The organism is Prosthecobacter gellanilyticus, from assembly GCF_007992435.1.
Lineage (GTDB): Bacteria > Verrucomicrobiota > Verrucomicrobiia > Verrucomicrobiales > Verrucomicrobiaceae > Prosthecobacter > Prosthecobacter gellanilyticus.
On sequence record NZ_BKAG01000030.1, the window covers coordinates 1 to 23559 of the forward strand.

18 protein-coding genes are annotated in these 23559 nt (G+C 57.0%); 3 read left to right on the forward strand and 15 right to left on the reverse strand.

Annotated elements, in window-relative coordinates:
- The 4 genes from BGE01nite_RS18455 to BGE01nite_RS29915 form a co-directional block, all read right to left on the reverse strand.
- The coding region (locus tag BGE01nite_RS18455) for a recombinase family protein (protein WP_146852352.1) at nucleotides 1-1582 on the reverse strand (1582 nt) is incomplete at its 3' end.
- Between the two features lie 46 nt (nucleotides 1583-1628).
- The gene (locus BGE01nite_RS18460; protein WP_170266875.1) at nucleotides 1629-4226 is read right to left on the reverse strand and encodes a type IV secretory system conjugative DNA transfer family protein; all 2598 of its coding nucleotides are present in this window, start codon (nucleotides 4224-4226) and stop codon (nucleotides 1629-1631) included.
- 542 nt (nucleotides 4227-4768) lie between these two features.
- Nucleotides 4769-5473 (reverse strand): hypothetical protein, encoded by a 705-nt coding sequence (locus BGE01nite_RS18465; RefSeq protein WP_146852356.1) that lies wholly within the window; start codon nucleotides 5471-5473, stop codon nucleotides 4769-4771.
- A 13-nt stretch (nucleotides 5474-5486) separates the two neighbouring features.
- The gene (locus BGE01nite_RS29915; RefSeq protein WP_146852358.1) at nucleotides 5487-5801 is read right to left on the reverse strand and encodes a helix-turn-helix domain-containing protein; all 315 of its coding nucleotides are present in this window, start codon (nucleotides 5799-5801) and stop codon (nucleotides 5487-5489) included.
- A gap of 83 nt (nucleotides 5802-5884) precedes the next feature.
- Between BGE01nite_RS29915 and BGE01nite_RS18475 the strand changes: the two genes are divergently transcribed.
- Nucleotides 5885-6130 carry a hypothetical protein gene (locus BGE01nite_RS18475; protein WP_218033033.1) on the forward strand — a complete coding sequence of 82 codons (246 nt, stop codon included), beginning with the start codon at nucleotides 5885-5887 and terminating at the stop codon, nucleotides 6128-6130.
- Nucleotides 6131-6254: 124 nt separating this feature from the next.
- On the opposite strand, the gene BGE01nite_RS18480 is transcribed toward BGE01nite_RS18475, so the two are convergent.
- Nucleotides 6255-10850, reverse strand: a complete 4596-nt coding sequence (locus BGE01nite_RS18480) for an Ig-like domain-containing protein (RefSeq protein WP_170266876.1) — start codon at nucleotides 10848-10850, stop codon at nucleotides 6255-6257.
- 434 nt (nucleotides 10851-11284) lie between these two features.
- On the opposite strand from BGE01nite_RS18480, the gene BGE01nite_RS18485 reads away from it, so the two are divergent.
- Nucleotides 11285-11737, forward strand: coding sequence for a hypothetical protein (locus BGE01nite_RS18485; RefSeq protein WP_146852362.1), 453 nt, complete (start codon nucleotides 11285-11287; stop codon nucleotides 11735-11737).
- Between the two features lie 360 nt (nucleotides 11738-12097).
- Nucleotides 12098-12244: a hypothetical protein gene (locus BGE01nite_RS29060; RefSeq protein WP_170266877.1), complete on the forward strand. Its 147-nt coding sequence runs from the start codon at nucleotides 12098-12100 to the stop codon at nucleotides 12242-12244.
- Between the two features lie 18 nt (nucleotides 12245-12262).
- On the opposite strand, the gene BGE01nite_RS18490 is transcribed toward BGE01nite_RS29060, so the two are convergent.
- The 10 genes from BGE01nite_RS18490 to BGE01nite_RS18540 form a co-directional block, all read right to left on the reverse strand.
- The gene (locus BGE01nite_RS18490; protein WP_170266878.1) at nucleotides 12263-12649 is read right to left on the reverse strand and encodes a hypothetical protein; all 387 of its coding nucleotides are present in this window, start codon (nucleotides 12647-12649) and stop codon (nucleotides 12263-12265) included.
- Complete coding sequence (locus BGE01nite_RS18495) at nucleotides 12649-14814, reverse strand: heavy metal translocating P-type ATPase (protein ID WP_218033034.1); 2166 nt, start codon at nucleotides 14812-14814, stop codon at nucleotides 12649-12651. Before BGE01nite_RS18495 ends, BGE01nite_RS18490 begins: the two co-directional genes overlap by 1 nt.
- A 132-nt stretch (nucleotides 14815-14946) precedes the next feature.
- Nucleotides 14947-15747, reverse strand: coding sequence for a P-type ATPase actuator domain-containing protein (locus BGE01nite_RS18505; protein ID WP_146852366.1), 801 nt, complete (start codon nucleotides 15745-15747; stop codon nucleotides 14947-14949).
- Nucleotides 15748-16045: 298 nt separating this feature from the next.
- On the reverse strand, nucleotides 16046-16597 hold the full coding sequence (locus BGE01nite_RS18510; RefSeq protein WP_146852368.1) for a hypothetical protein: 552 nt from the start codon (nucleotides 16595-16597) through the stop codon (nucleotides 16046-16048).
- A 22-nt stretch (nucleotides 16598-16619) separates the two neighbouring features.
- Nucleotides 16620-17339: an urease accessory protein UreH domain-containing protein gene (locus tag BGE01nite_RS18515; protein WP_146852370.1), complete on the reverse strand. Its 720-nt coding sequence runs from the start codon at nucleotides 17337-17339 to the stop codon at nucleotides 16620-16622.
- 4 nt (nucleotides 17340-17343) lie between these two features.
- Complete coding sequence (locus BGE01nite_RS18520; protein WP_146852372.1) at nucleotides 17344-17643, reverse strand: hypothetical protein; 300 nt, start codon at nucleotides 17641-17643, stop codon at nucleotides 17344-17346.
- A 432-nt stretch (nucleotides 17644-18075) separates the two neighbouring features.
- Nucleotides 18076-18531 carry a hypothetical protein gene (locus BGE01nite_RS18525; protein WP_146852374.1) on the reverse strand — a complete coding sequence of 152 codons (456 nt, stop codon included), beginning with the start codon at nucleotides 18529-18531 and terminating at the stop codon, nucleotides 18076-18078.
- Nucleotides 18532-18629: 98 nt separating this feature from the next.
- Nucleotides 18630-19106: a hypothetical protein gene (locus BGE01nite_RS18530; protein ID WP_146852376.1), complete on the reverse strand. Its 477-nt coding sequence runs from the start codon at nucleotides 19104-19106 to the stop codon at nucleotides 18630-18632.
- A 91-nt stretch (nucleotides 19107-19197) separates the two neighbouring features.
- Entirely contained in the window at nucleotides 19198-22377 is a 3180-nt protein-coding gene (locus BGE01nite_RS18535) for an efflux RND transporter permease subunit (protein ID WP_146852378.1), read from the reverse strand.
- A gap of 2 nt (nucleotides 22378-22379) precedes the next feature.
- Entirely contained in the window at nucleotides 22380-23555 is a 1176-nt protein-coding gene (locus tag BGE01nite_RS18540; RefSeq protein ID WP_146852380.1) for an efflux RND transporter periplasmic adaptor subunit, read from the reverse strand.
- Nucleotides 23556-23559 lie beyond the last annotated feature (4 nt).

A 23559-nucleotide genomic window follows, 5' to 3' on the forward strand; every position in this document is an offset into this window, starting at 1 on the left:
GCTCGAGCGGCTCAGTCGAGATGATGAGAGTGCTGGGAGATGCGCTGGCATCACGTGCTCTCCACCTCCACCGCTCATCACACGGAGTGTGATGGCTACTTTGCCTATTTGCGAAATCTTGATAGCTGGGAAGCTGGATCAGGTTGAAGGTGATGTCGCCATCGCCTACGACGATGCTTCTCACCATCAGTTCGGCGACCCGGCGCTTTTCTTCGAGGGTCATCTCAGGCCACCTCGAATGGAGGTTGAGGGCTTCCGCCGCGATCTGTTCACTTGATAGGCTGTCAATTGTGAGAACGTCGATTTCGCCCTGCACCCGTTCGAGCTCCGCGTCGAGCTGGCGGCGCCGCTCGACTATCGGATCGTTGAAGGCTTTGAAGTCCTCCCCGCCGATATTGCCGTCGAGATAGAGCCGGAGCATCCTATGTTTGTCCTCCTCCAGCTTGGTAGTCTCGCTGCGCCGCTGCTCGAGCAGCGCCTGCTTTTCGGAAAGGGCGGCTCCTGCCTTGTTGAGGTATGCCTGGACGTTCTCGTCCTTCACCAGGTAGCCCTTCAGCTCCTCCATGAAGATCTCATCAAGATCCTGGCAGCCGATCTTGTTCCGGCACTTCTGGCAGATGTATTTGGCCGTCTTCATGGGCACATACATCTTGCCCCCGCAGTGGCATGTGACGAAGCCGCTGTAAATGTGGGCGGGCGTCTTTCCCGGGCGGCGGTCGCGCTTCACGTAGCGTCCGTCCAGGTGGGCGTTGCACCGCTCCCATAGCTCGGCGGGAACGATGGCCTCAACTCCGTTGAAAATGTGCTCGCTCTCGGGCTTGATGACCATGCGCTTGCCGACGCTGGCGCTGTAGTTCTGGCGGTGGAGGCCCTTGGCCGTCGGGTCGCGAACCATGTAGCGCACGGTCGTATCCGACCACATCTTGCCGCTCCTCGTGCGATAGCCCCGCTCGTTGAGCATCCGGGCAACGGTCTTGAGCCGTTTGACCTCATCGAAAAGCTCATAGACCAGGAGACGGATCGGAGCCTCGTCCCGCTGGACGACCAGCTTCTTGTCCTTCCAGGTATAGCCATACGGCGCGCTGCCGCTGAGGGGCTTGCCCTGCTTGGCGCGGACGAGGACGGAACTCCTGATGCGGTCGGTGATCTCTTCGCGTTCCCACTGAGCCATGCAGCCAACGAGATTGAAAAACAGGCGGCCTGCAGGCGTGCTGGTGTCGATCTGTTCGCCAAGCGACACGAGGTCGGCGTGGTGCGTCTGGAAGAAATCGCTGAATTCCATGAGCTCCCTGGCGTTGCGCGTCAGTCGGGCGAGCTTGGTGAAGACGAGCGCCTGGATGTGGCCTCTCTTGATGTCCGCCATCATGCGTTTGGTTTCGGGATGATCGGCCACGCTCTTCCCGCTGACTCCCGCGAGGTCGTAAACCTCCAAGATCTTCCAGCCTCGCGAGATCGCGTATCCCTCGGCCCGGCTCCGATGATTCTGCGGGCTGTCCCCGTTAGCCTGCTCTTCCGTAGAGACGCGGATCCAGATTCCGACGCGCTTGGTAGACTGATCGCAAATGGGCAAAGTCTTTTGCATACATAGCCTTTATCGTCAAACGAACACCATTTCAAGAAACGAGTGATCATTTCTTCTTCCGCTTCTTGGTCGCTCTGCGCCGGAGGTTTTCAGCCATCGTCGCCGCCAGTTGTTTTTCGACGTCCGTCACCTCGGCATCAGTGGTAGGTATGGTGTTGGTTCTCACCTTCCAGCCCTTGACCATCTTGGCCTTCTCGGGCGCAGGATGGCTGGTGGCGGTCGCGCCAATCGCCTCTGGTATGGAATCCAGGAAGGCCGCGAAATCGTCCTTCATAAGGCAGAGAACAAGCTTTTGCTGATCCGGCGGGAGCTGCGACGCTATCGCGCCGCTGAGGCGTTGGTGCTTGTCGACATCGACAGCCAGAACCAGCACCTGTGTCACGCCCGCCCGCAGGCATTTCGTGATGTTCCGCATCTCATATTCGAGGGTGTTGGTGACGGAAACCTCGCAGGCGATAGTGATCCCGTCTCTTTCGAGATACAGATCTACTTTATCGAGGGAGTCGGGGAGCTGCCGCTCGATGGTGGCCCGGAAACCCCGTGTCTCTGCCAATCTCTTGCACTCGGCTTGCGCGGCCTTGTGAGTCTCCCCCCCACGCCCGAGTTCCTCCAGATCGTCCTTAAGGGATGTCGACTCATACCGGGGCGCGGCTGCCTCGGTCACCAGGACAGGTGTCTGCGGGACGTTCTCAGCCTCCTTCGGCAGGTCTCCGGATACCGCTGCCTGCGAGGCTGGGGGTGCAGCTTCCACAGCAGGCATGGGAGCTTCCTCCTTCTTGGCCTCAGCCCTTTTCGGGGAAGGTGCTGAGACTTGTTCGGACAGTCGCTTCCGTTCAGCAGCCTCGATCTCGGCTCGGGCGGTTGCATATCGACAGTTGGAGCGGGCGATGACTTCATCGCGTCGGACTTCGTCAGGCAACTCTTCTGGCGGAGGTGGGACACGCAGGTTGAAGTCCTGGTCGCTTCTCTCAACCCGGGCAATTGCGTCGCCAATGCTTAATGCTTGGAGGGCCTCGGATTCAAAATGTGCGAAGCCTTTGGCGAGTTCGCGTGAGTCCGAGTCTCCCACGCCAAATACGACACGGGTTCCGGCATTCGCCAGCACGGCGCTCCCTACGGTGTCATTGCGGCCAAGCTGCTCCAACCCCTGATGCGCCAAGACGAGGGACAGCCTGTATTTGCGCCCGCCCGAAAGGATCTCAGCCATAGAAGGGGTGATGAAGTTTTGGAACTCATCGACATAGAGGGTGAACAATCGCCGCTGGCTCTCCGGCATTCTTTGACGCCCCATGGCCGTCTGCTGGATCTTCGACACGAGCAAAGAGCCGAGCAGGTAGCTGTTGTCCGCGCCCATGAGGCCCTGGGGGAGCTTAGCGAGCAGGATCTTCCCGGAGTCCATGATCTCCTGCATATCCAGCTTGGCCTGCCTTTGGGCGACCATGTAGCGGATGGGCTTGGGAGAGAGGAAGGTCTGGAGGCGGGTAAGAACCGGCCCAATCGACTTGCTCCCGCCGAGGAGCGGGAACCCCTTCCGCCAGTAGTAAACGACATCCGCATCGCTTACCCCTTCGAGAACTTTGCCGCGGAAGTCGGGCTCCAGCAGAAAGCGCTGCACGTCTCCCAGCGTCCCGCCTTCGGGATGCTCCAGGAAAGCGAGGATGGCGTTGCGCAGCACCACGGCCATCTGGTCTCCCCAGCTCGTGGAGAGGCGCTGAAAGATGCTCACCAGGTCAGATGCCAGCAAGGCCTTCTCATAGTCCGCCTTGGCACTGAGGATATTGAAGCCGACGCTGTGCGCCTCATCGCCAGCATCGATCAGGACGACGTCATCCATGCGGCTTTCTGGCACCATGCACAGCAATTTCTCGACGAGGTCGCCATGGGGATCGAGGAGGGCAAAGCCCTGTCCGCTCTCGATGTCCTGGCGGATCAGGTTCGTCAGGAAGGTCGTCTTCCCCGTGCCGGTGCCGCCGATCACGTGCATGTGCCTGACCCTCTGCTCGGGCGTGAGAAACACCTCGCTGCGAGCGCCGGCATGATCGTTCCATCCGAGGAACAGCCCGCTGCCCGCAGCGCCTGCAAAGGCCCTGGTGCGCCCGGTATCCTGCCGCAATTTCCGGCAGGCGATGCTGTCGGTGGGGAGGGTGACAAGGGTCAGTAACTCCTCCTGGGAAAGCAGCATTCCCCAGCGATGAGACTGCCTGAAAAGGATGTCCTCTTCCTGCGCTTCTTCGGGGTAATCCTTCAGCGCCAAAGGAACAAGGTGGTTGCCTCCGGGACGCGCGAGAATGTTCAGCGACACTGTCATGCCGGCCAGCAGTGCCCATGCTCGCTCTGAGGTTTCGGCGCATGCCACGAGGCGGATGACCACCGCATAGAGTGGGGTGCGCGTCTTATTCGCGGCCTCGCGCGGAAGTTCTGGGCGATTCCGGAAGACTGAAGATCCATCTGCCTGGGTCGAGACGTCCGCCATGCCTTCCTCCCACGGAGCTGATACAGGCTCAAAAATCACCTGGAACAACGCCATCTCGCCTTGTTCGCAGACAGACATCGCGGCGAGGAGGCCAGGAAGCAGGTCAACCTTACCGGTTTCAATCGACAGCAGGCAGTCGCGTGCGAGGCCGATCTCGGCCACGGCATACATCCGCCCGGATTGATCCCATGTCTTCCGAAGGTGGGCATCTCCATCGCGCGTGACGCAATCTGGGAAGAGAGCGGTGGAACAGGCCTTGAGATGGCTGGCATCGTCGACACCGCAGACCCATTGAAAGCCGATCTCGCGGTCATCGGCGAGGATCTCAAAGGAGATTGGCTCCCGGCATGTCCGTGACATGCGCAAAAAAGACTCCATCTGGTCTCGCCGGTAACGGAGGGATTTGGGAAACGTGAGCGCTATCTCGTGGCAGGAGTCGCGGCTCCAGCCAATGACTTCGCTCTCGGAATCCGTGTCCTCAGGCTCAGCCTGCACATCAGGCGCTGAGTTCAGCCACTGTCCCGCCTTCTTCAGCAGACGTTCCGCAAAGGAGGAACGGCGAGCATCATCTGCGTTTCCGTCGCCGCGCAGCTGATAGCCCTTGAAGGCCTGGAACGGCGGCTCAATGGCAACCGGCTCTGGATGCACAAACCAGCCTCGTCCCCGCAGCTCCCACTGCAAATACTGCGCCGAGAGCTGTTCATGAATCGACATTATGAGCCAGTTCGGGAAGGCACCTGCACCAGCCTTGCTAAGAGGGGATGGATGTCGGGCCTGGCCTCCATGAATTCCACTTTCTCGATTCCCTCAGCCGCCGTCACTTCCTTGATCTTCGCCTGAATTACCTTCTCAATTGTATCGGCATACATGATGCGCGTGTCGGTTCGGAAAAAAGTCTCTTTCCGAAAGATCTCATAGACGCCTCCGAAGACGGGAACGGTGAGGAGCCAGGCGTCAAAATCTTGAAACCCGAGGGTCAACGTATTGCGAAGCAGCAGGAAAAAGCCCAGGACGGTCATGCCAATGATGGCACCTCCCCAGAGCATTCCGAAGAGAGCCACATAGCCCATGGTGAGCGCTGCGGTCAGGATCACAACGATCAGCAACTGGAGGAGCGGGAATGGGGCCGGTATCTCGCAGAACCGATAGGAGAAGAACCACGAGGTTCCGAAGGGCGCTGAGCATAGATCGAAGGTCAGCCGCTCCCGGCGCATGCGAAGGTAATCCCTTCTGGCTGACAGAGGGCCGCCTTCGCGGTAATCTAACCGTGAGAAGTCCAAGCCTGGAACTTTTCTGGCCTCCAACTCGTCCTCAATGCTCTTGTAAAAGGCATCGGTGGACGTTTCAAACCCATCAATCAGTGCATAAGTCGGTGGCTTGAGTGGCTCAGGCTTCCGCTTTTTCCAAAGACCAAACATAGTGGGAGTGTGGTTATGGTTTTCGCTTACCGGGAGGAGATTGGTTTCTGCTGGAGCGGGCTGCGGGTCGCGGCTGTTCCAATTTGAGGTGCTGTTCGGCCCTGGCCCACGCCTGCGAGGGCAATATCCCCAAGGCAAGAGTCAGCTTCGCTATCGTGTCCGTCGTGGGCTTGCGGTCGCCCCGCTCGATGAAGGTGATTGCCTGACGGTTGAGCCCGGAAATTTTAGCCACCTCGCCCAGAGAGAGGGAGGCTTCCTCACGGGCCTCTCTCAGCACGACGCAGAGCGCCGCGCATAGTTTAGCGCTCACTGTGAGGATTTCAGACACGCTACGATTGTAGAAAAGCGCGTTGACTGAACCACGCTACACTTGTAGCGTGGAAGCGGACTCAAACTCAACTTTACTCACTTATGAACTTCGTCCGACGCATCGGCCCTGATCCGCACGCCAACGGCCAGAGCACTCCGGCCTTGGAGAACTGCCCAGACATCTGGGAACTGGATGATGGCGACTTCGCCATCATCGGCATCGACATGACTGACGACGCCAAGTCTCTTCTCCCCGCCACCGCAGGCTGTGGCCCAGATGAGCGAATTGTCCGTGTCCCTCGCCGCATTTTGGTGGACGCTAAGGCTGACATTCCTGCCAAGGCCTGAACAACTGGCCGCCACAGCTTTTAAAGCTGTGCCATCTCAGTCACTGGAGTAAGCCATCTCGTGGCGAGCGTTTTCACGGCGGTCTTCGGTGCCGCATTCACACGATGAACCGCTGAAAATCGAATCACGGCAGTGGCTTCAGCATCACGCGACCGGAGTTCTTTGGAGCCGTCCCAGTGCTCGACTCTGGAATCAGGAAGTATCCCAAGCCTGCTATTCCAGCGGGCCGCTTCACGATCACTCCTTGGAAAATGGCCGTGCGATTTTGCGCTGTCGTAACTCCAGGCAGAGTGAAATCGCCAGCGAATGCGCCGGTGGTTAGATTGAGGGTTGAGACATTGACCTTGTTTACCGTGGCAGGCACCACCGCCTTGTTCACCAGCGCGGTTCCTGGATTGTATAAGCGGAGGTCAAGCATGAGGTCTACCTCCGGCGCACGATCAAGAATCAATTCTGCATTGTTAGAGGAGCCGTTCGCTAGTTCCAGCACCACATGCCCCGCAGAAACTGGTCTGTAGGCAGAGCCTTCCACGGTCAAATCCAGCGGCCCAAACCCCTCTTTGTAAACCAAGTCTTTTGACGGTGGGCTGACTGGCGGGACGGGCTTAAACCAGCTGGCAGCACCCGTCAGGGTGTTCGCAGCTGGAGTCAGCCCTGCCGTGATGTTCAGCACACCCGAGAGGGAGCCCTTTCCGCCAAACAATGATTGATACAATAAAACTTGCCCCTGCGGGCCAACGAAGGCCGACGTAGTGAAGTTGCTTCCGTCGGCAGTCCGACCGCTAACCGCCACCGCTCCAGTGGTTTCATTCGCGGCAAGAATGGAACCGTAGCCGCACCCCTGCGGCAGTGTAGGATCGGAGTCCGGCTGCTCCAGGACAAAATTATGCAGTGTCTTGTAGGCAGTGGCCTTCGTCGTCTTGCTCCATCCATTGCGCCAGCCCGTTACTCCCGCCAAAACCGGTGACTCGGAAGAAGTCCGCAGTTCCCCGCCTAGTGTGTTAGATTCGCCATTTAGCTCCACCCTCAGGCTTAGCGACGGGCCGCCTTTGGGCGGCAGCACCAGATTCAGTTGTGGATGCAAGGCATTCTCCGGGTCAATGTCCAGCATACCTTTCAGCGTCACACTGGCAGTGCCCGTGATAATCTTGCCGCTGAAGGCTCCAAGCGGCGTGGTGGTAAGTTCCAGGCGACTGCCTCGCTGGCCGTTGATCGCGGTATTCCCGGAGATCAAGCCCTGATAGCTTCCAACGACCTCCTGCGGCAATTCGGTCACCCTGATATCAAAGGCTAGCGTCTCCGCCGCCTTGCCTGCGGCGTTGCTCGCGTTCAGCGTTATACCGAACTTGCCATCCTTTGTAGGTCGTCCACTGAGTTTGCCTGTGCCCCCGTTGAGCGTCAACCCTGGTGGCAGATTCTTCGCCGCGTATGTGACCGGAAGATTTACGGTTGGAATGTCCAGACTGTAGTACCCGCCCACGATTGCTGGCGGCACCACAGGTGGCAATGTTAGGGATGGCTGCTGCACGCCTGCTTGGGTGATAGAGTGGTTCTGTCCGCCGATCTGTATAGCTGTGGAACGCGGTGATTTGCCAGCATTCGGTAGCACCGTGACGAGCACGGTGCCCCCGCCATAGCCCGAGGTCGGGCTCGCGCTTATCCACGTGGTCGACTTACCAACTGACCATGCACCGCTAGCGGTTACCGTCACCGGGTATACCCAGCCTGCGGAATTGAGTGCGCGCGTTGAAGGATCGATGGAACAAGTAGAAGGAGTCAGCGTTACCGTCACCGGCAGGGAGGTGCCGTTAAAGGCATCCTTGACACTATAGCTAAAGCTTGCCTGGCCGCTGAACGTTGGGGCTGCGGCAAAGGTCAACAGGTTGCCAGCCTTGGTCAGCTTGCCTGCGGTCACGGGGGAAAGGACGCCGGTGACAGCCAGGCTCAATTGGTCACCATCCGGATCTATATCATTGTCCATCAGAGGCAGCGATACCGTGCAGCCTGGCACCACGGCCAGCGCATCGACCGTGGCGACTGGGGCGCGGTTTAGCGTGGTGAAAGCCAGGTTGGTGCCGCTGGCCGCTCCCAGAGCGCCAGTGGCCCGGACACGGAAATTGTATTTCGTGTGCGGCTGCAGACCGGTCAGGATAACGCTGACAGCCGCATCATCATTGCCTGCAAGGGTGGCGGGGCTGGCTGCTGCGCTAAGGCCATAGCTGGTGGTCATGCCATAATCAAAGAACACCTCCCTCTGGCTGTTCTTCGCATTTACGAACCCGTGCAAAGTAGCGGCATCATGGCTGACGCCCGAGGGCGCCGCCGTCTTCACCGTCGGCGGGGTCATCATCACGGCCTCACCAGTCAGATTGAGTTGAAACTCCGATTCATCGCTATCATTCGTGCGGATCTTGAGAAACGCCGTCTTTGTGCCGACAGTCGTCGGCGTAAACCCAAGCACAAGAGTCGCGCTGCCTCCGGACCAGATGGGGAAACCAGGTTGAGTCCTGATGTAAAAGGAGCTGTCCGAAGATCCTTCAATGTATAAGTTCTCCCCATAGAGCACATCGGCACCGCTATTTTTCAGCGTGAAAGTGGCCGAGACTGACCCCTTGGTAAACACTGTGCCAAAATTCCAAGTATCGCCTGAAATCACTTCTGTCTGAGTGGTGGATTTCAGCTCAATTTCCGGCTCGCCAACTCCTACCGAATAAATGCCTAAATTGTGCGAAAGTTTGCCGCCCAGATCGGTAAAGGCCCCACCAACATAGAGATCCGAACCGTTGCTGCCAACGGTCAACGCATCAACTGATCCATGGGTGGTGTCTGGCAATAACTCCACCCACTGGTCTCCGTCCAACCTAGCCAGCGCGGCTCTACTGTAGAGGTAGTTTCCCTCAACGTATTGATCTTGACCGTCAAAGTCTGCTCCTCCTGCATAGAGGTGACCATTGACCACGGCCAAAGACACTTTGCTAAACGGACTGTAATTTCCGATAGACAGTCCAAACCTCCAAGGCGGGGAGTGAAGCGATGTGCCGTCCCATTCTAAAATCCCCGAACGATTGACACAGATAAGCAGCTTACCACCGAAGGTGGACAAACCGGAGCATGCACCGGAAGGAGGATCTGGGACGTCAAGGTTCACCCATTGAGAGCCTGTGTATTTTAGCACTCCAAAAGCCCCATTTCCCTGAAGACCGGAGACCGAGGCATGAAGCGCTCCGCCATACATGCATAGAGCGTTAACTTCAGCGCCGGCGAAAGTGCCCTTCAATCCGATGTCCACCCATGCGCTGCCGTTCCAACGAGCCACTTTGTTACGCTCAAAGTTGGCAAATGCCCCCCCTACATAAAGGTCGGAACCGCTAACAAGCATGGTGTTAACGGTCTCAAAGAGGCCGTCACTCATGGCTGACCACGCTGTGCCATTCCACCGCGCAATGTTCCAGCAGAGCACGCCTCCTGCACGAATGAAGTTTCCACCTGCATAGAGATTGTTTCCCACCATCGCCAAAGCCCTGACAGTCGAAGGGGCAGTCAGGCCCAGTGGACTTCCTCTCATACCAGTGCCCAGCGCTGACCATGTTCGCGTAGCTTTGCTCCAGCAGGCAATTCGATTCGCCACGACGCCACCCGCTACCGTGAAGTCCCCACCGACATAGATTTTGTTCCCCGCATCCAGCACAGCTCGCACCCTTCCACCGACGCCACCACCGGAGCCAGCACTGACGACAGGAGACCACTGCGTTCCATTCCAGCGAGCGATCCGAACCGCCGGAACGCCTCCAGCTTGCATGAACTCGCCAGCCGCATAGATCTGTCCACCACTAGCCAGGAGCGAATGCACGGTGCCTTGAACACCCGCTCCTGGCTCTGCCCAGGAAGTGCCATTAAATTTTGCTAGCGACACCAAATGCACTGGTGCGGGTTCCGTGTAATCCGGTCGGTTCGTAGCATCTCCACCAGTATATACATCATTACCTGATACCAGAATGCAGCGAATGCCAGGCCGGCGTGTTGTGCCCACATCGCTGAAGGCGGTTCCGTTCCACCGCTTTAACCCACCAGTGGCGTGGCCAATCAGCAATTCCGTGCCCTGAACAGCCAGGGCGCTCACCTCTTGCAGGTACAAAGTAATTGTCACCTCCGTCCATGCATTCCCAGTCCACTTTGCCAAGCTGACCTGTTCGGTGCCATTTGGGAGGTAGAAACTGCCTCCGAGATAAACGCCTGACGGCGTCGAAGCAAATGAGTTCACCCGGCTCGGCAGAATCCCTGAAGGAAGCCCAGTGCCCACCGCAGACCACTCAGAACCGTTCCACACAGCGGCACCGTTTGTGCCAGCCAGATTAGCAATCCTGGAGAACTCCCCACCGACATATAATTTTCCGTCCGCCACGAACAGGGATTTCACCCTGCCAGCCGGGATGTCTGCAACTACGCTCTTCCAACTTGTCCCATCCCATCGCGCCAGATTCAGAGTTCTCGGAACCTCGCCAGCGCTTAGGAACCTTCCGCCGACCCACAATTCGCCGTTGTAGATCGCGAGACAATACACGGATTGCCAGAAGATGTCGTCCTTGTTCAGATTGAAGCCAAGCTGAACGCCTTCACCTAACGACGTGACCTGGCCCGTGGTCTTGTCAATCCGCGCTACGTGGTTGGCCAGCACCTCACCAACTGCGGTAAAGTCTCCGCCGATGTAGATCGCGTTCACATCCTCCACCATCGCCCGTATGGTTCCGTTTGCCCCCGGAAGGACAAAGTTGGCTGACCAGTCTGCCGCGCTTGCCTGATGAGCTAGATTTCCTGAAAGAAGGAAGAGAGCCAGGAAACAAAACAGCCTCTCGAGCCTATGTCTGTTCGTCATACGAAGATGTCAAAGTTTCCGGGGTTTGAAAAAAAAACAGTTTGTCACTACACGACGAAGAATATTAAAACTGAGACGGTGAGTGACGAGTCTAAATTCAACAGGATTGTCATCTCCCACAACCTACAACTTTTGCCTGAAGCTGAAAAAGCTGTCGTCTGCCGCGAAACCCTTCTCAAACATTCTTGAGGATAGCCGCATTCTATGGATAAAGGCTGACATCCAGGCCTAGGCGTGACCATTGGCCCTGATCGCTGAGAGTGTGATATGATGGGTACAACATGCTCAGCGTCATATCATGGATAGGGAATCACTTTTTTGATCTGCTATCGGCGGTAGGTATTGTCTCGGGGCTGGTTTTCACGGCTGTAAGCTATCGCGAAGACACTAAATCAAGGCGGCTCTCGAATCTGGTCACCTTGACAAAGCAGCATCGTGAAATCTGGGAGGAAACCCAAACAAACCAGAAGCTGGACAGAGTTCGAGACCCGCTGGCAGACCTCTATACAAAGCCTGTCACTTCTGAGGAGAGCCAGTTCGTCATGCTCCTTATGTTTCATCTCCACTGCTGGTATCGAGCGATACAGGAGGGAGAAGTCAAAGTTCTGGAAGGACTGGAAATGGACATTCGGAGCTTCCTGGGAAAGCCGATCCCAAAATTTGTTTGGGAACAACGAAAGGCCTACTTTGACCCAGACTTCCGCACATTTGTGGATCGAGTGATCTCCTCGTAAAGATACAGTTACGAATCAGCCTTGGCAGAGGTATGCCATCAAAAAATGGCCAGTGAGCGCGCCGTACAAGCAGGCGAGAAAGAGGGGCGCTGATTGAGTTCCTGGGGCCGGCATAGTGTCTCAAAAGGTATGCATGATTTCATGCGGAAGACGAATCAGAACCCTCAATTCTAACCACTATGAAAAGGCTCTTTACCCTCCTGGCTATCCTGGCCAGCTTCGCGGTCTCCGCTCCTGTCTCGTTGCAGGCGCGTGATCACCACCATTCCTTCCGGCACGGTCACAGTTCCGGCCATGTTTACCGCCACGGCGGGCATCATGGTTCACATCATAGACCGAGTTATCGCAGTGTGAGCCGACATGGGCATCACCGTTACTATGCCCCTGTTCGTCGCCACAGCCATCACCGCCACCACGGGCATCATCACAACAACCGCGGTTACATCAATCTCCCTGGATTGCTTTACAATTTCGTTCGTTAATGAAATGGCTGGAGAAGATGCGTGAGGGCAAGGCTGACAAGACTCAATGCCCGCCCTCACTCTTCTCCATCACTTCGATAAACCTGGCTCCGTCTTCGGGAGACATGATGTCACCAATTTCTTGATGATGGCGATGTATTTCGTCTTTGGTGCGGGTTGGGGTAGAAGACAAGAGGCTACCACTGCTGTGAAAGTCGAGTTCAAGTTTTTTGATGCGCTCAACTTGCTCGGCGTTGAGATGATAGATAGTCCTCCACTCTTCGACTGTCTTGGAAATGGCCCGAGCGTGTTGACGGATGGACGAGAAGTGTAAGATGATAGCCGGGACTGCCAGGAGCAGGATAGGCACTCCAATTACCATGCACTTGTCCCGGAAGGACAGTTTGGCAGGGGCAGCAACGGCTCTCCTCTTGCGAGTCAGCTTACTCATCAAGCACTCGGATTGAGGTTTGTCTTGCCGCCGAGGAGCCGCAGCGCATTCATGATGACAAGGAGCGTGGCTCCAGTGTCCGCAAGGATGGCGAGCCACAGGCTGGTATGTCCGGTGAAGGCGAGGACGAGGAAGATGGTCTTCACAACGAGGGCGAAGCCGACATTAAACTGAATGATTTTCAGTGTGCGTCGGCCTAACGAGATGGCCTCAGCGACCCTCGTGAGATCATCCTTCATCAGAGCCATGTCGGCGGTCTCAATGGCAGTGTCACTACCGATAGCTCCCATCGCGATGCCAACGCTGGCGAGAGCGAGCGCGGGCGCGTCATTCACGCCGTCGCCGATCATGCCGACGTAATGATGCTCGGCCATGAGACGTTTGATGTGCTCGATCTTTTGCTCTGGCATGAGGTCGCCGTAGGCTTCATCGATTCCCGCTTGTCTGGCGATGGCGTCGGCGGTGCGTTGATTGTCGCCGCTCAACATGACGACTTTTTCAATGCCGGCATCGTGAAGGAGAGTGAGCGCATTGGATACCTCGGGTCTCATGGTGTCGCCGATGCTCAGAATGCCGAGAATCTTGCCTGCGCAGTTTCCATGCGAGGTATGTCCGAGAATTGCCAGGGACTGGCCTTTGCCCTCAATCTCGGAAAGCTTTGCTTCGATCTCTGGCCTGCACAGCCCCAGTTCGTGTGCCATCTTATGATTGCCAATGAAGTGCGGATGACCATCAATCACCGCAGTTGCGCCGCGGCCGGTGACGGACTGATACTGCGAAGACTCACTCCAGGAAATCTTCTTGGCTTGGGCGGCAGCCACGACGGCCTTGGCGAGCGGATGTTCAGAATGTGCGTCGATGGCGGCAGCCAGGCGCATGATTTCTTCCTCACTGATGTCGCCGACTGGAATGACGCCGGTCACCTGGGGTTTGCCTTGGGTGATGGTGCCGGTCTTGTCTACAGCAAGGGCACGAAGTTTGCCAACAGCCTCCAAATGCACGCCGCCTTTGATGAGCACGCCTCGCCGTGCCAGAGCTGTGAGGCCTGAGACTATTGAGACGGGAGTTGCGATGACGAGCGCGCAAGGACAGGCAATGACAAGCAGGACGAGAGCACGATAGGCCCATTCCGGCCACGCTCCTCCCATGAGCAGAGGTGGCACCAGGGCGACCAAGAGCGCGACAACAAAGACGGCGGGAGTGTAGATGGCTGCAAACTTATCCACGAACCGTTGCGTAGGTGCCTTTTGCTCTTCTGCTTCCTCGACCAGCTTTATGATGCGGGCGAGAGTGGAGTCGCTTGCCCGCTTCGTCACTCGAACGGTCAGCGAACCTTCGCCATTGATGGTGCCGGCGAACACTGTGTCACCAGACTTTTTTTCCACCGGGACTGACTCACCAGTGATCGGGGCTTGGTTGACGGCAGACTCACCCGTGACGACCACGCCATCCAGCGGGACACTGCTGCCACTGCGCACAATGATCTCTGCGTCCACAGCGACTTCGGCAACTGGCACCTCTTTGGAGGCACCATCGGCCCCGCGTAGCAAGGCCGTTTGTGGCGCGAGCTTCAGCAATGCGGCTATAGCACGTCTCGCCCTGCCCACGCTCCAGGATTCCAACAACTCCGACAGTGCAAAGAGAAAGACTACGGCAGCAGCTTCATTGCCTTCGCCAACAATCCATGCTCCGGTAACGGCCACAGTCATGAGCACGTTCATGTCGAGCCTCTTTGACTTGGCCGCGCTCCAGGCAGCTGGAAACACCAATAGCCCGCCCGCGAGAGTCGAGAGAGCAAAACAGACATTCCTGGAGATCTCATTGCCAAGAAGCATTCCAAGTCCCAGCAACACTCCGGATGCGACAACCAAGGCGTTGCGTGGAAATGGAGTATTATCATGGCCGTGCTCGCAGGAGCCGGACTCCTTGTTGTGATCGTGTTCTTTATCGTTCATGCTATTTGTTGTGTTTGTTGTTGGTAGTAATTGAAGTCTCTGGGGGGCAGGATCTCTCCCGATGTTAATGCGGGCGCTACTTGCGACGGAGAGTGCTCCGATTTTCCCTGCACAGCATAAGTTGAGCGGTGGTCGATGACTTTCCCTGATCTGAGGTTGAGAAGAGGAGGGAGCAAGCCCATGGCCTCGAGATAGACTCAGCCTTGCCAAGGGCGCCGCGCCTTATAAGAGCCGCCAGAGGCAAGGCCAGCGAAACGGGCGTCACTACCACAAGAGCGCTTGAGCAGGCGATAACGAGCATCACTATAGCTTGGTAGGCCGAACGCGACCACTCAACCTCTGTTAGCAGCGGCGGTAAAACTGCTGCCACAATCGCAATGAAAACCGTGACGGGTGTGTAGATGCTAGCGAAGTGGCGTCCAAAAGTTGATGCGAGGCTTTGTTATCACTATTCTGTCCGACAAGCCGGATAACCCGAGCCAGCGCCGAGTCAGAAGCCGAGTTCGTGACCTTCACTAACATCAAGCCATTGCCATTGATCGAACCCGCAAAGACGGCATCACCAATCTGCTTCCTAATTGGAATGGGGTCACCGGTAATCGGTGCCAGATTGACCTCTGAAGATCCTTTCACCACCACGCCGTCCATCGAGATGCACGTGCCGGAGCAGATCCTGATCTCGTTGCCGATGGCAACTTCGGTGACTGTAGTCTCCTTGAACTGATTTACACACGTGCGGAGAAACTCCGTGTCTGGTGCCAGCTTCGCAAGAGAGACTATCGCACGTCTAATTCCATCTGTGCTGAATGACTCCAAAGAAGTCGATAGTGAAAAAGCTGAGCCAATCATGGCGGCCCAATGTCCTTCGCCAATGATCCACGCGCCGGGCACGGTCACTGTCACGAGCACATTCATATCGAAATTCTGTGATGCAGCTGCTCTCCACGCAGTTGGCAGAATTAGCAATGCAGTCACTAAAGTTGACTGAATGAGCCACAGACACCTTAGAGACTCATTTCCGGGCAGCATCCCGAGCCCCAGCATTATAGCAGAAACAATCACTAGCCCGTTTTGCTGAGATGAAATGTTGGCATGTCTGTCCTCGCACTTCGGGGGCATCTGAGAATGCGAGGACAGTTTCATGGGACTAGTGCTTGGATGGGCGCCAGGCGTAGATTCCGAGGGCAATTGCCAACAGGGACGCCGTAATCACTGAGAAGGTGTTGAGCGTCGGCGTGGTTGTGATTCCCAGAACAGTTAACTGAGTGCCTGACACAAGCAGGTAGGCGTGAGTCACGGCGTGGAATGCTTCTCCACCGCAAAGAAACTTCGCGATTTCTTTCTTCCAGTTTGTGATAGGCGTTGGCAATGGGGGTTTGGGTTGTCTTCGCTTGGCCTGGTGCCTTTAGGGGATCACTGCTCGAGAGAGTTCTGACTGGCGTTAGCCGGATGTCCCAGCCATTCGCTTCTGGATGTCAGGCGAACTGTAGGCTTCGCCAGCGAGCTTATCGTTTACGAATGCCCGCACGCCCCAGCCATGGTAACGCATGCCGGTTGCTTCAACTACCTTGGCGCGAGCACGCCTTCCAGTTCCGGTGGACACGGAATGTCTTGGGGCGAAACTGAAGATAAGAGGCTTGGTTTTTACATTAGCCTTCTTGCCCTGGACTAACTCAACAATCTCAGTGCCGCCGCCATGTTTGGTCACTTGCTCGGAATCCAGATTGTCGCCATAGAAGGCCCACTCAAGACGCACGGCGGTGGGATTGTCGATACGAGAGGCGGTGGCGGCAATTTCAAGCCACCGCTTCTGCACCTCCTGTGGATTTCTTGGGCCTTTGGGGTCGTCATGCTCACTTTTGTCACTGACTTGTAATCTGATCACATCATTGGCGAGGACAGATCCTACGGTGATGAGCAGCAGGCCAATGATGTGGGTGAAAGCCTGGCGTATTCTAATTGTCCGGTGCAGGTATGTGGTTGTGATTTTCATGGCGTTTTGAATTTTGGGGTGACTACTGAAGAGCGCGCCATCCCTGGGTCGCCATGTAGGCGGCGAGCACCAGCAGGACAGCGCAAGAGACGAGAGAAATGATCAGGCGGATCAATGATGGGTTCTTGAGGTGCGGAGAGGCCTTGGTCACAGCCCATGCTGTTGCGACGCCGAAGCCGGTCATGGCCAGCGCAAGGCCTGCGCCCAAACCGGTAATGACGGTTGAGCCAAGCCCGAGGCTTCCAGCTTGGGACGATCCTAGCAAGACCCCGACAGTCAGAGGACACGGGGTTATTCCACTCATGATCCCGACCAGCGCCATCTGCATGAGCGAGCGCATAGTTCGAGCTTCATCACTCCATGACGGGGAGTCGCCGTCAGACTCGGCAGCCACCTGATTGTCAACCGGGCGAAGCGTTTGAATGAGGAGCCAGATAGCGACACCGGTTGTAAGGATCGCTGACAAGAACTGACACCATGGAAGCAGTCTGGCTGGCGGCCAATGACTGGCTGCATGCGATCCAATGGTGACAAAGATCCACAACATGAGCAGGTGTGAGAGCGCGGCGCACACGCCCAGCACTGCCACACCAGCTTTCCAGTCCCGCATGTGGCTGGCTTCAGTGCTCAATGCAGTTCGCGCATGTAAAGGTTCCAAACCATGAGCGATACCCAGCACAAATGATGGCACCAAGAACAGCAGCCGGTTCAAATCCGTGAAATGGTCGGTGATGAAGCGCATGGTGTTAGTGAAAAGCAGCCGTTCCCTTGGAAGCGCTGTAAAACAGCATTATGAGGAAGATCAAAATCAGCAGCATGACCACGACTGCCTTCCACGCTTGAAAAGGCGAACGCTGTAAAACAGCTGCGAATCCAGCTGCCCATGCTCCGAATGCCAGCAGCTGGCTGACGACGCGGCAAAGGATAAAGGCCAGTGTGTCACGAGCCCCTTCGTCAGGACGGTGGGTATTGAGGCTGCCAACGAAAAAGCCAGCAACGAAGAACACGACTGAACCCGCTGCCAGGACAACGGAGAAGGCAGCCATGCCGGATCTATTCTTGGGCTCTGGTGGGGGCATAAATTATCAGAGCGAAGTCCGTTCTGCGATTGGCTCTTGCGAGATCAGGACGACCTGAGTGACGTAGTCCGCGCCGACGAGCGGATTATGAACGCGAACCTGGACACGCATCCCAGCTTTCAGATGGTCTGGGAGTGACTCGGACTCTCCATGCCAGAATCGGGCGCGAGTCGCATAGGTGAGGCGACGAACGGGCCCGCCTTCTGGAGCAAAGCTTATCGTCCGGGTTTGATGATCCACAGACTTAACCACTCCTGTGATGACGACACCTCGCGGAGGTCTTGCCTGTGCTACGCTGGCGCAGCAGAATAGCAGGAAGGAAGCAAATATGGCGGTGTAGAGCTTGTTACGACTGTTCATGAATGTTCAAAGGTTAAGCGTTCGGAACATGTGCCATGGTCAAGGGGCTGTGACGCTTTCTGCGCGGCTTGATCGCTCGTTCTCACGTTCCGAGCTCATCAGCGTGTGAATGGCGATATCCAGGGCGATCACGAGGGTGTAGCAGACAATCTTTTTTGAGCGCCGTGAGGTCAGAATCGCGAGGGAGGCAAAGCAGATGAAGGCATACATCCACCAACGTGAGACCGGCCAAACGAAGGATGCCGTGCAAAGCAGAATGGCCAGTGCGAGCGCAATGCGATGCGCCGTAGTAAAGCCGATGAAGCGCCGTGCGATCAGGAAGGCCGACCAGGCCAACCCATAGGCTTCGAAGAGCACAATGATTCGTGAGCTTGAAGACTCCATGAAGCCGAACAACATCAGGCTCATCAACAAGATGAACTCGAGGGGCAGAAGCCATGGCCAGAGACGAATGACATCGCGGCGCGGCCATCTGTTGTGCTCGGCAAATTTCACGGATGCAGCGGAAGTGGAAATGTCCACGAAGCGGGAGAATCCGGCCAGCAGCGCCGCCCACCTTGAGGGCGGCGCTGTGGCAGGGCACTCGGGGATAACTATTTTTTCTCCTCACCGTGTGCGCAGATGCAGGCGTATTCCTTGTTCTTGCAGGTGGGGCAATCGTTGAGGTTCAGGTTGAACTTCTCGGTGACAGATTTCTCTCCGGCCTTGGCTTTGATCTGCACCACGGTGGGGAGGTCGCTGCCTTCGGGAACGGCCTTGTCAGAGATCAGCTTGTCACCATCCTTGGTGAAGCTCAGCTTTGTGGGAGCGGAGCGGTCGCCGAGGGTGACGTTGATGACTTGCTCGCCTGGGGCGACGACTTTCATCTCGTCGTTGATGAAGCGAATCTCGACCTTCTTGTCCTTGTTTACGAAGAACTCGACGTGTGGTTCAACCTCGGTGATGAGCTTGCCGCCGGTGGGGCCGGCTTTGCCTGCGTGCTCCTCGTGATCGTGCTTGTCTTTATCCGCCGCGTTGACCGTGAAGGCTAGGGCGAGGGCAAACAGGGTGATGATAAGTTTGGATTTCATGGGCTTGTGGTTGTGGGTTTTGCTTGGGTTTGGTTTGGTTTTGCCTTGGCGGCGGAGGCATGCGCCTCAGCCGATTCGGAAAGGTTTGGGTTCAATGGGAAGCGGGTGCATCGTTCTCGATGGCGCTAGCGGCAGCCTTGCGGCCAAAAGTGTAAAACACGGTGGGTGTGACACCGAGGCCCAGCAGCGTGCTGGTAACGAGACCTCCAACAATGACGACGGCCACGGGATGGAGGATCTCTTTCCCCGGCTGATCGGCGGCGAGCACGAGCGGGATCAAGCCGATGCCTGCTGCAAGCGCCGTCATGAGCACCGGCACGAGACGTTCTTTCGTGCCGCGGATGACCATCTTGCGCGTGAAGCCCTCGCCCTCGTGCTGCATGAGGTGCAGGTAATGGCTAATAAGCATGATGCTGTTTCGCGCCGCGACACCAGCAACTGCAATGAAGCCGACGAGCGTGGCGATGCTGATATTGTTCAGCTTGAAGTAAGTGAAGACCAGGCCGCCGACGAGGGCGAGCGGGATGTCGCAGAGCACTTGGATGGCGAAGAATGGCGTGCGGAAGTAGCCGTAGAGAAGAAAGGCGATCACGGCGAGCACCACGAGGGTGAAGATAGCGATGCGCTGTGTAGCTTCCTTCTGCGCCTGGAATTCACCCTCGAAGGTGACGAAGTAACCCTCCGGCAACTTGACCTTTTCGGTGACTTCATTCCGCAATTTCACTACCAGGTTCGACACGTCCTGCACCGAGGGCTTGATGGCGAGCGCAAAACGACGTTGAGAGTTTTCGCGGAAGATGACGTTTGGCCCCTTGGCTTCGCGCACATCGGCGACGAGGGAAAGCGGGATGCGCTGTCCCTCACCAGCCTCCATGGGCAGCTCGGCGATTTTGTCCGGCGAATCCCGCCACTCAATCGGCAAACGTGTGACGAGATTCACACGCCGCTGTCCATCACGGAGTTCAGCCACATCCTTGCCGCCGATGAGGGCGGAAAGCTGGTCGTTCAACTTGCCTGGGGCGATGCCATAGGCTTTGGCACGGTCACGGTCGGCCTCGATGCGGAGCTGTGGGATGCTGGAGGTCTGGTCGAGTTTGCAGTCTTCAAAGCCTGGGATGCCCTTGGCGATGGTTTGAATCTCGATGCCGATCTGGCGGAGTTTCTCCAGGTCTGGGCCGAAGACCTTAATGGCGACTGGCGCAGAAACTCCGCTCATCATGTGGCCGATGCGGTCGGCAAGCGGCCCGCCGACAACGGCAAAGACACCGGGAACCGATTTGAGCTTCTTGGTGATGTCTGCGATGATCTCTTTGCGGCCACGGCCTCCGCTGGAATGTCCTTCGCCCTCACCACCTTCTTTGCGGAAATCCACGTCGAACTCAGCAGTGGAGACAGGGACGACGTGATCGCCACGCTCGGCACGGCCAAGGCGGCGGCCGACTTTTGACACGCCTTCAACAGAGAGAATCTGCTGCTCCAGCACATCGGAGATTTTGTTCATCTCCTCCAGCGAGGTGCCGGGAGCCGCCGTGGCAGCCACGAGGGCCGTTTCCTCCTGGAACTTGGGCAGGAAATCTTTGTTCATTTTCGGGTAGAGCGAAAATGCGGCGATGACGATCATCAGCACGATACCCAGCATGATAAGCGGCTGGCTGAGCCCGAAGCGCAACAGTGTGTGCTCCAAGAGCCATTTCATGCCACGCGTAAGGAATCCGTCTTTATGCTCGTGTCCGTGCTTTGGATTCAACAGAAGCGAGCACAGCACAGGGATGGCAGTGAGCGACACGACGAAGGACGCAATCATCGAAATGATGGTGGCGACAGCGATGGGCGCGAAGAGTTTGCCCTCCACACCGGTCAGGCCCAGCAGAGGCAGGAACACCAGAATGATGAGCGCCGTGGCGTAGAGGATGGAGTTTCGCACCTCTCCGGAAGCCCGTGCAATGACTTGCAGCTTCGGATGAGGATGAGGTAGGGCGGCGTTCTCCCGCAGCCGTCGAAAGACGTTCTCCACATCGACAATCGCGTCATCGACGACCATGCCGATGGCGACGGCGAGGCCGCCGAGCGTCATACTATTCACACTGATGCCAAGCCAAAGGAAAACCAGCATGGTGATCCCGAAGGAGAGCGGCATCGCCATCAAGGTGATGAAGGTGGTGCGGAAGTTCAGCAGGAACAGGAACAACACGATGGTGACCATGATGGCCCCGTCGCGAATAGCCTCGGTGAGATTTCCGATAGCGTTGTCGATGAAGTCTTTTTGCTGGAAAAGCAGCGTGGTTTCGACCCCTGGTGGAAAGGTGGCATTGAGTTCTTGCAGAGCTTCCTTGACCTTGTCGGTCAGCGCGCGGGTATCAAAGCCGGGAGACTTGGTGATGGACATGATGACGCCATAAGTGGGGGATTTTTCTGGTGTTTGGCTCACCGTGGCATCACCACGCATCGGCTCTACTCCCCAGACCACATTGGCGACATCGCCGATGGCGATAGGGCGGTCATTAACCTTCTTGATGACGGTGCGGGCAATGTCGTTCAGCTCGACAGTCATGGCGAGATTGCGCACCATGATCTCCGTAGGGCCAGTGTTGATGAAGCCGCCCGTGGTGGTATTGGCGGACTCCGAGGCGGCCAGCTCTAACTCGTCAAAGCTAACACCGTTGGCCTGCATCTTGAAGGGATCAGGTTGGATCTCGATGCGCTTCACGCCACCGCCCATGTTGAGAATTTCCGCAATTCCCGGAACACTTTTTAGCCGGCGCATGATCGTCCAATCAGCAAGCGAACGCACTTCCCGGGGAGGGAGGTATCCTGGCTCGCCTTCTTTGATGGTGGACCGCACACCAACGAGCAGAATCTCGCCCATGAGAGAAGCCACAGGCGTCATGAACGGCTGCACGCCATCAGGAAGTTGCCCACGCGCGGCCTGCAGCCGCTCCTGAACAAACATACGGGCACGGTAAATATCCATGTCCCAGCCGAATTCGGCATAGACAAGAGAAAGGGCCACGTCTGAGTTGGAACGCAGGCGTGTGAGCCCCGCCACGCCCATCAGGGCGGTTTCGATGGGTTGGGTCACGCGTGTCTCCACCTCCTCGGGTGCCAGGCCTGCAGCTTCGGTCAGGATGATGACGGTAGGCTTGGTGAGGTCTGGCAGCACCTCCACAGGCAGTTCGGTGGCCGTCTTCAAGCCCATCACCATCAGGATGAGTGAGGCGCCGATAATGAGCGCGCGGCTGGCCAGCGCCCAATGAATCATTTTGTTCAACATGATTAGTGTGCCTCCTTTTTGACGGGGGTGGCTGCTGGGGTGTCCTTGTCGTCATCAGGCCGACCTTTTTTGGTGAAGATTGAAAGCAGCAGCAGTACAAAGAGAGCGCCTGTGGCATACATCCACATAGGGCTCGCTCCGCCAGATTCCTCATGCCCGTGATTGTCTCCTCCGCCCTTCTTGGCGGCCATTTCGGCTTTCTTCTCGGGCGTTAGTTCACCACCGTCAGCGGCATGCTCGTGGCCGTGGGCTGCGTCCAACGCTTCCTTGAGAGAGACGCTGCTGGCTCCGGCGAAGGAGAGGGAATAAGCGCCGCGAGTGACTACTTCATCCGCAGGCAGAAGCCCGCTGGTGATTTCAACAAAACGGTCATTGATCTCACCCACGGTGACGGACGTCTTCACAAAGGCATTCGCGAGGTCAAAGTCCTTCACGTAAACGAATCGGTTCGACACCTCACCTTGCAAGGCAGCTCGCGGCACGCTGACAATGTTGCTACGTTTGCTCATCACGATGCTAAATTCCGCCCTCATGTCTGCCCGCAAAAGGCCACCGGGATTCGTCAGACGGAAGATGGCATCAATAGTGCCGCTTTCTTTGTCCGCGCTGGTTCCGAAGCGCAGCAACTCGCCATCAAACTTTTCAGTTGGCAATGCGGCCACTTTAATGTGAGCCACCGTTCCCGGCTTCATGCGTCCGGCCTGATGCTCCGGAACACGAGCGACTGCATAGACTTCGCTCAGATCCGTGATCTCAATCATGGCTTTCTCGGGGTCGATTGGATCACCGAGTCGTGAGTCCACACGCGTGACCAGGCCTGCCAGCGGAGTTTTGAGCGCGATCACAGGGGGCGGGTCACCTGGCTGACGGCTCTCAATTTTTGCCACTTCGTCACCGAGTTTTACAGTATCTCCAGGTGACACTTTGAGTTCAATGATACGGCCTGGAATGCGGCTGCTGACTGCGGCAATCTTGCTGGGAATCGCCTCGATGCGGCCAAGCGAAAAGATGGTGGCCTCGAAGTCGGTTTCCTCGACTTCGACAGTTTCGATGCGGAGGTTCTTCACTCCCGTCTCGTCGAGCACGACGGTGTTGGCGGCTCGTTTGGCATCACCTTCGGCGTAGATGGAGCCGGTGTGAGCAAGGAGCAGAAAGAGGGGGACAAGGGATCGTTTCATATTC

Bases quoted from the DNA above. Each gene is read 5' to 3' on its own strand.
- BGE01nite_RS18505 (WP_146852366.1), bottom strand. From the start codon at position 15,747: ATGAAACTGTCCTCGCATTCTCAGATGCCCCCGAAGTGCGAGGACAGA.
- BGE01nite_RS18460 (WP_170266875.1), bottom strand. From the start codon at position 4,226: ATGTATGCCGTGGCCGAGATCGGCCTCGCACGCGACTGCCTGCTGTCG.
- BGE01nite_RS18535 (WP_146852378.1), bottom strand. From the start codon at position 22,377: ATGTTGAACAAAATGATTCATTGGGCGCTGGCCAGCCGCGCGCTCATT.
- BGE01nite_RS18520 (WP_146852372.1), bottom strand. From the start codon at position 17,643: ATGGCTGCCTTCTCCGTTGTCCTGGCAGCGGGTTCAGTCGTGTTCTTC.
- BGE01nite_RS18515 (WP_146852370.1), bottom strand. From the start codon at position 17,339: ATGCGCTTCATCACCGACCATTTCACGGATTTGAACCGGCTGCTGTTC.
- BGE01nite_RS18485 (WP_146852362.1), top strand. From the start codon at position 11,285: ATGCTCAGCGTCATATCATGGATAGGGAATCACTTTTTTGATCTGCTA.
- BGE01nite_RS18530 (WP_146852376.1), bottom strand. From the start codon at position 19,106: ATGAAATCCAAACTTATCATCACCCTGTTTGCCCTCGCCCTAGCCTTC.
- BGE01nite_RS18490 (WP_170266878.1), bottom strand. From the start codon at position 12,649: ATGAGTAAGCTGACTCGCAAGAGGAGAGCCGTTGCTGCCCCTGCCAAA.
- BGE01nite_RS18465 (WP_146852356.1), bottom strand. From the start codon at position 5,473: ATGTTTGGTCTTTGGAAAAAGCGGAAGCCTGAGCCACTCAAGCCACCG.
- BGE01nite_RS18475 (WP_218033033.1), top strand. From the start codon at position 5,885: ATGAACTTCGTCCGACGCATCGGCCCTGATCCGCACGCCAACGGCCAG.
- BGE01nite_RS18510 (WP_146852368.1), bottom strand. From the start codon at position 16,597: ATGAAAATCACAACCACATACCTGCACCGGACAATTAGAATACGCCAG.
- BGE01nite_RS18540 (WP_146852380.1), bottom strand. From the start codon at position 23,555: ATGAAACGATCCCTTGTCCCCCTCTTTCTGCTCCTTGCTCACACCGGC.
- BGE01nite_RS29060 (WP_170266877.1), top strand. From the start codon at position 12,098: ATGGGCATCACCGTTACTATGCCCCTGTTCGTCGCCACAGCCATCACC.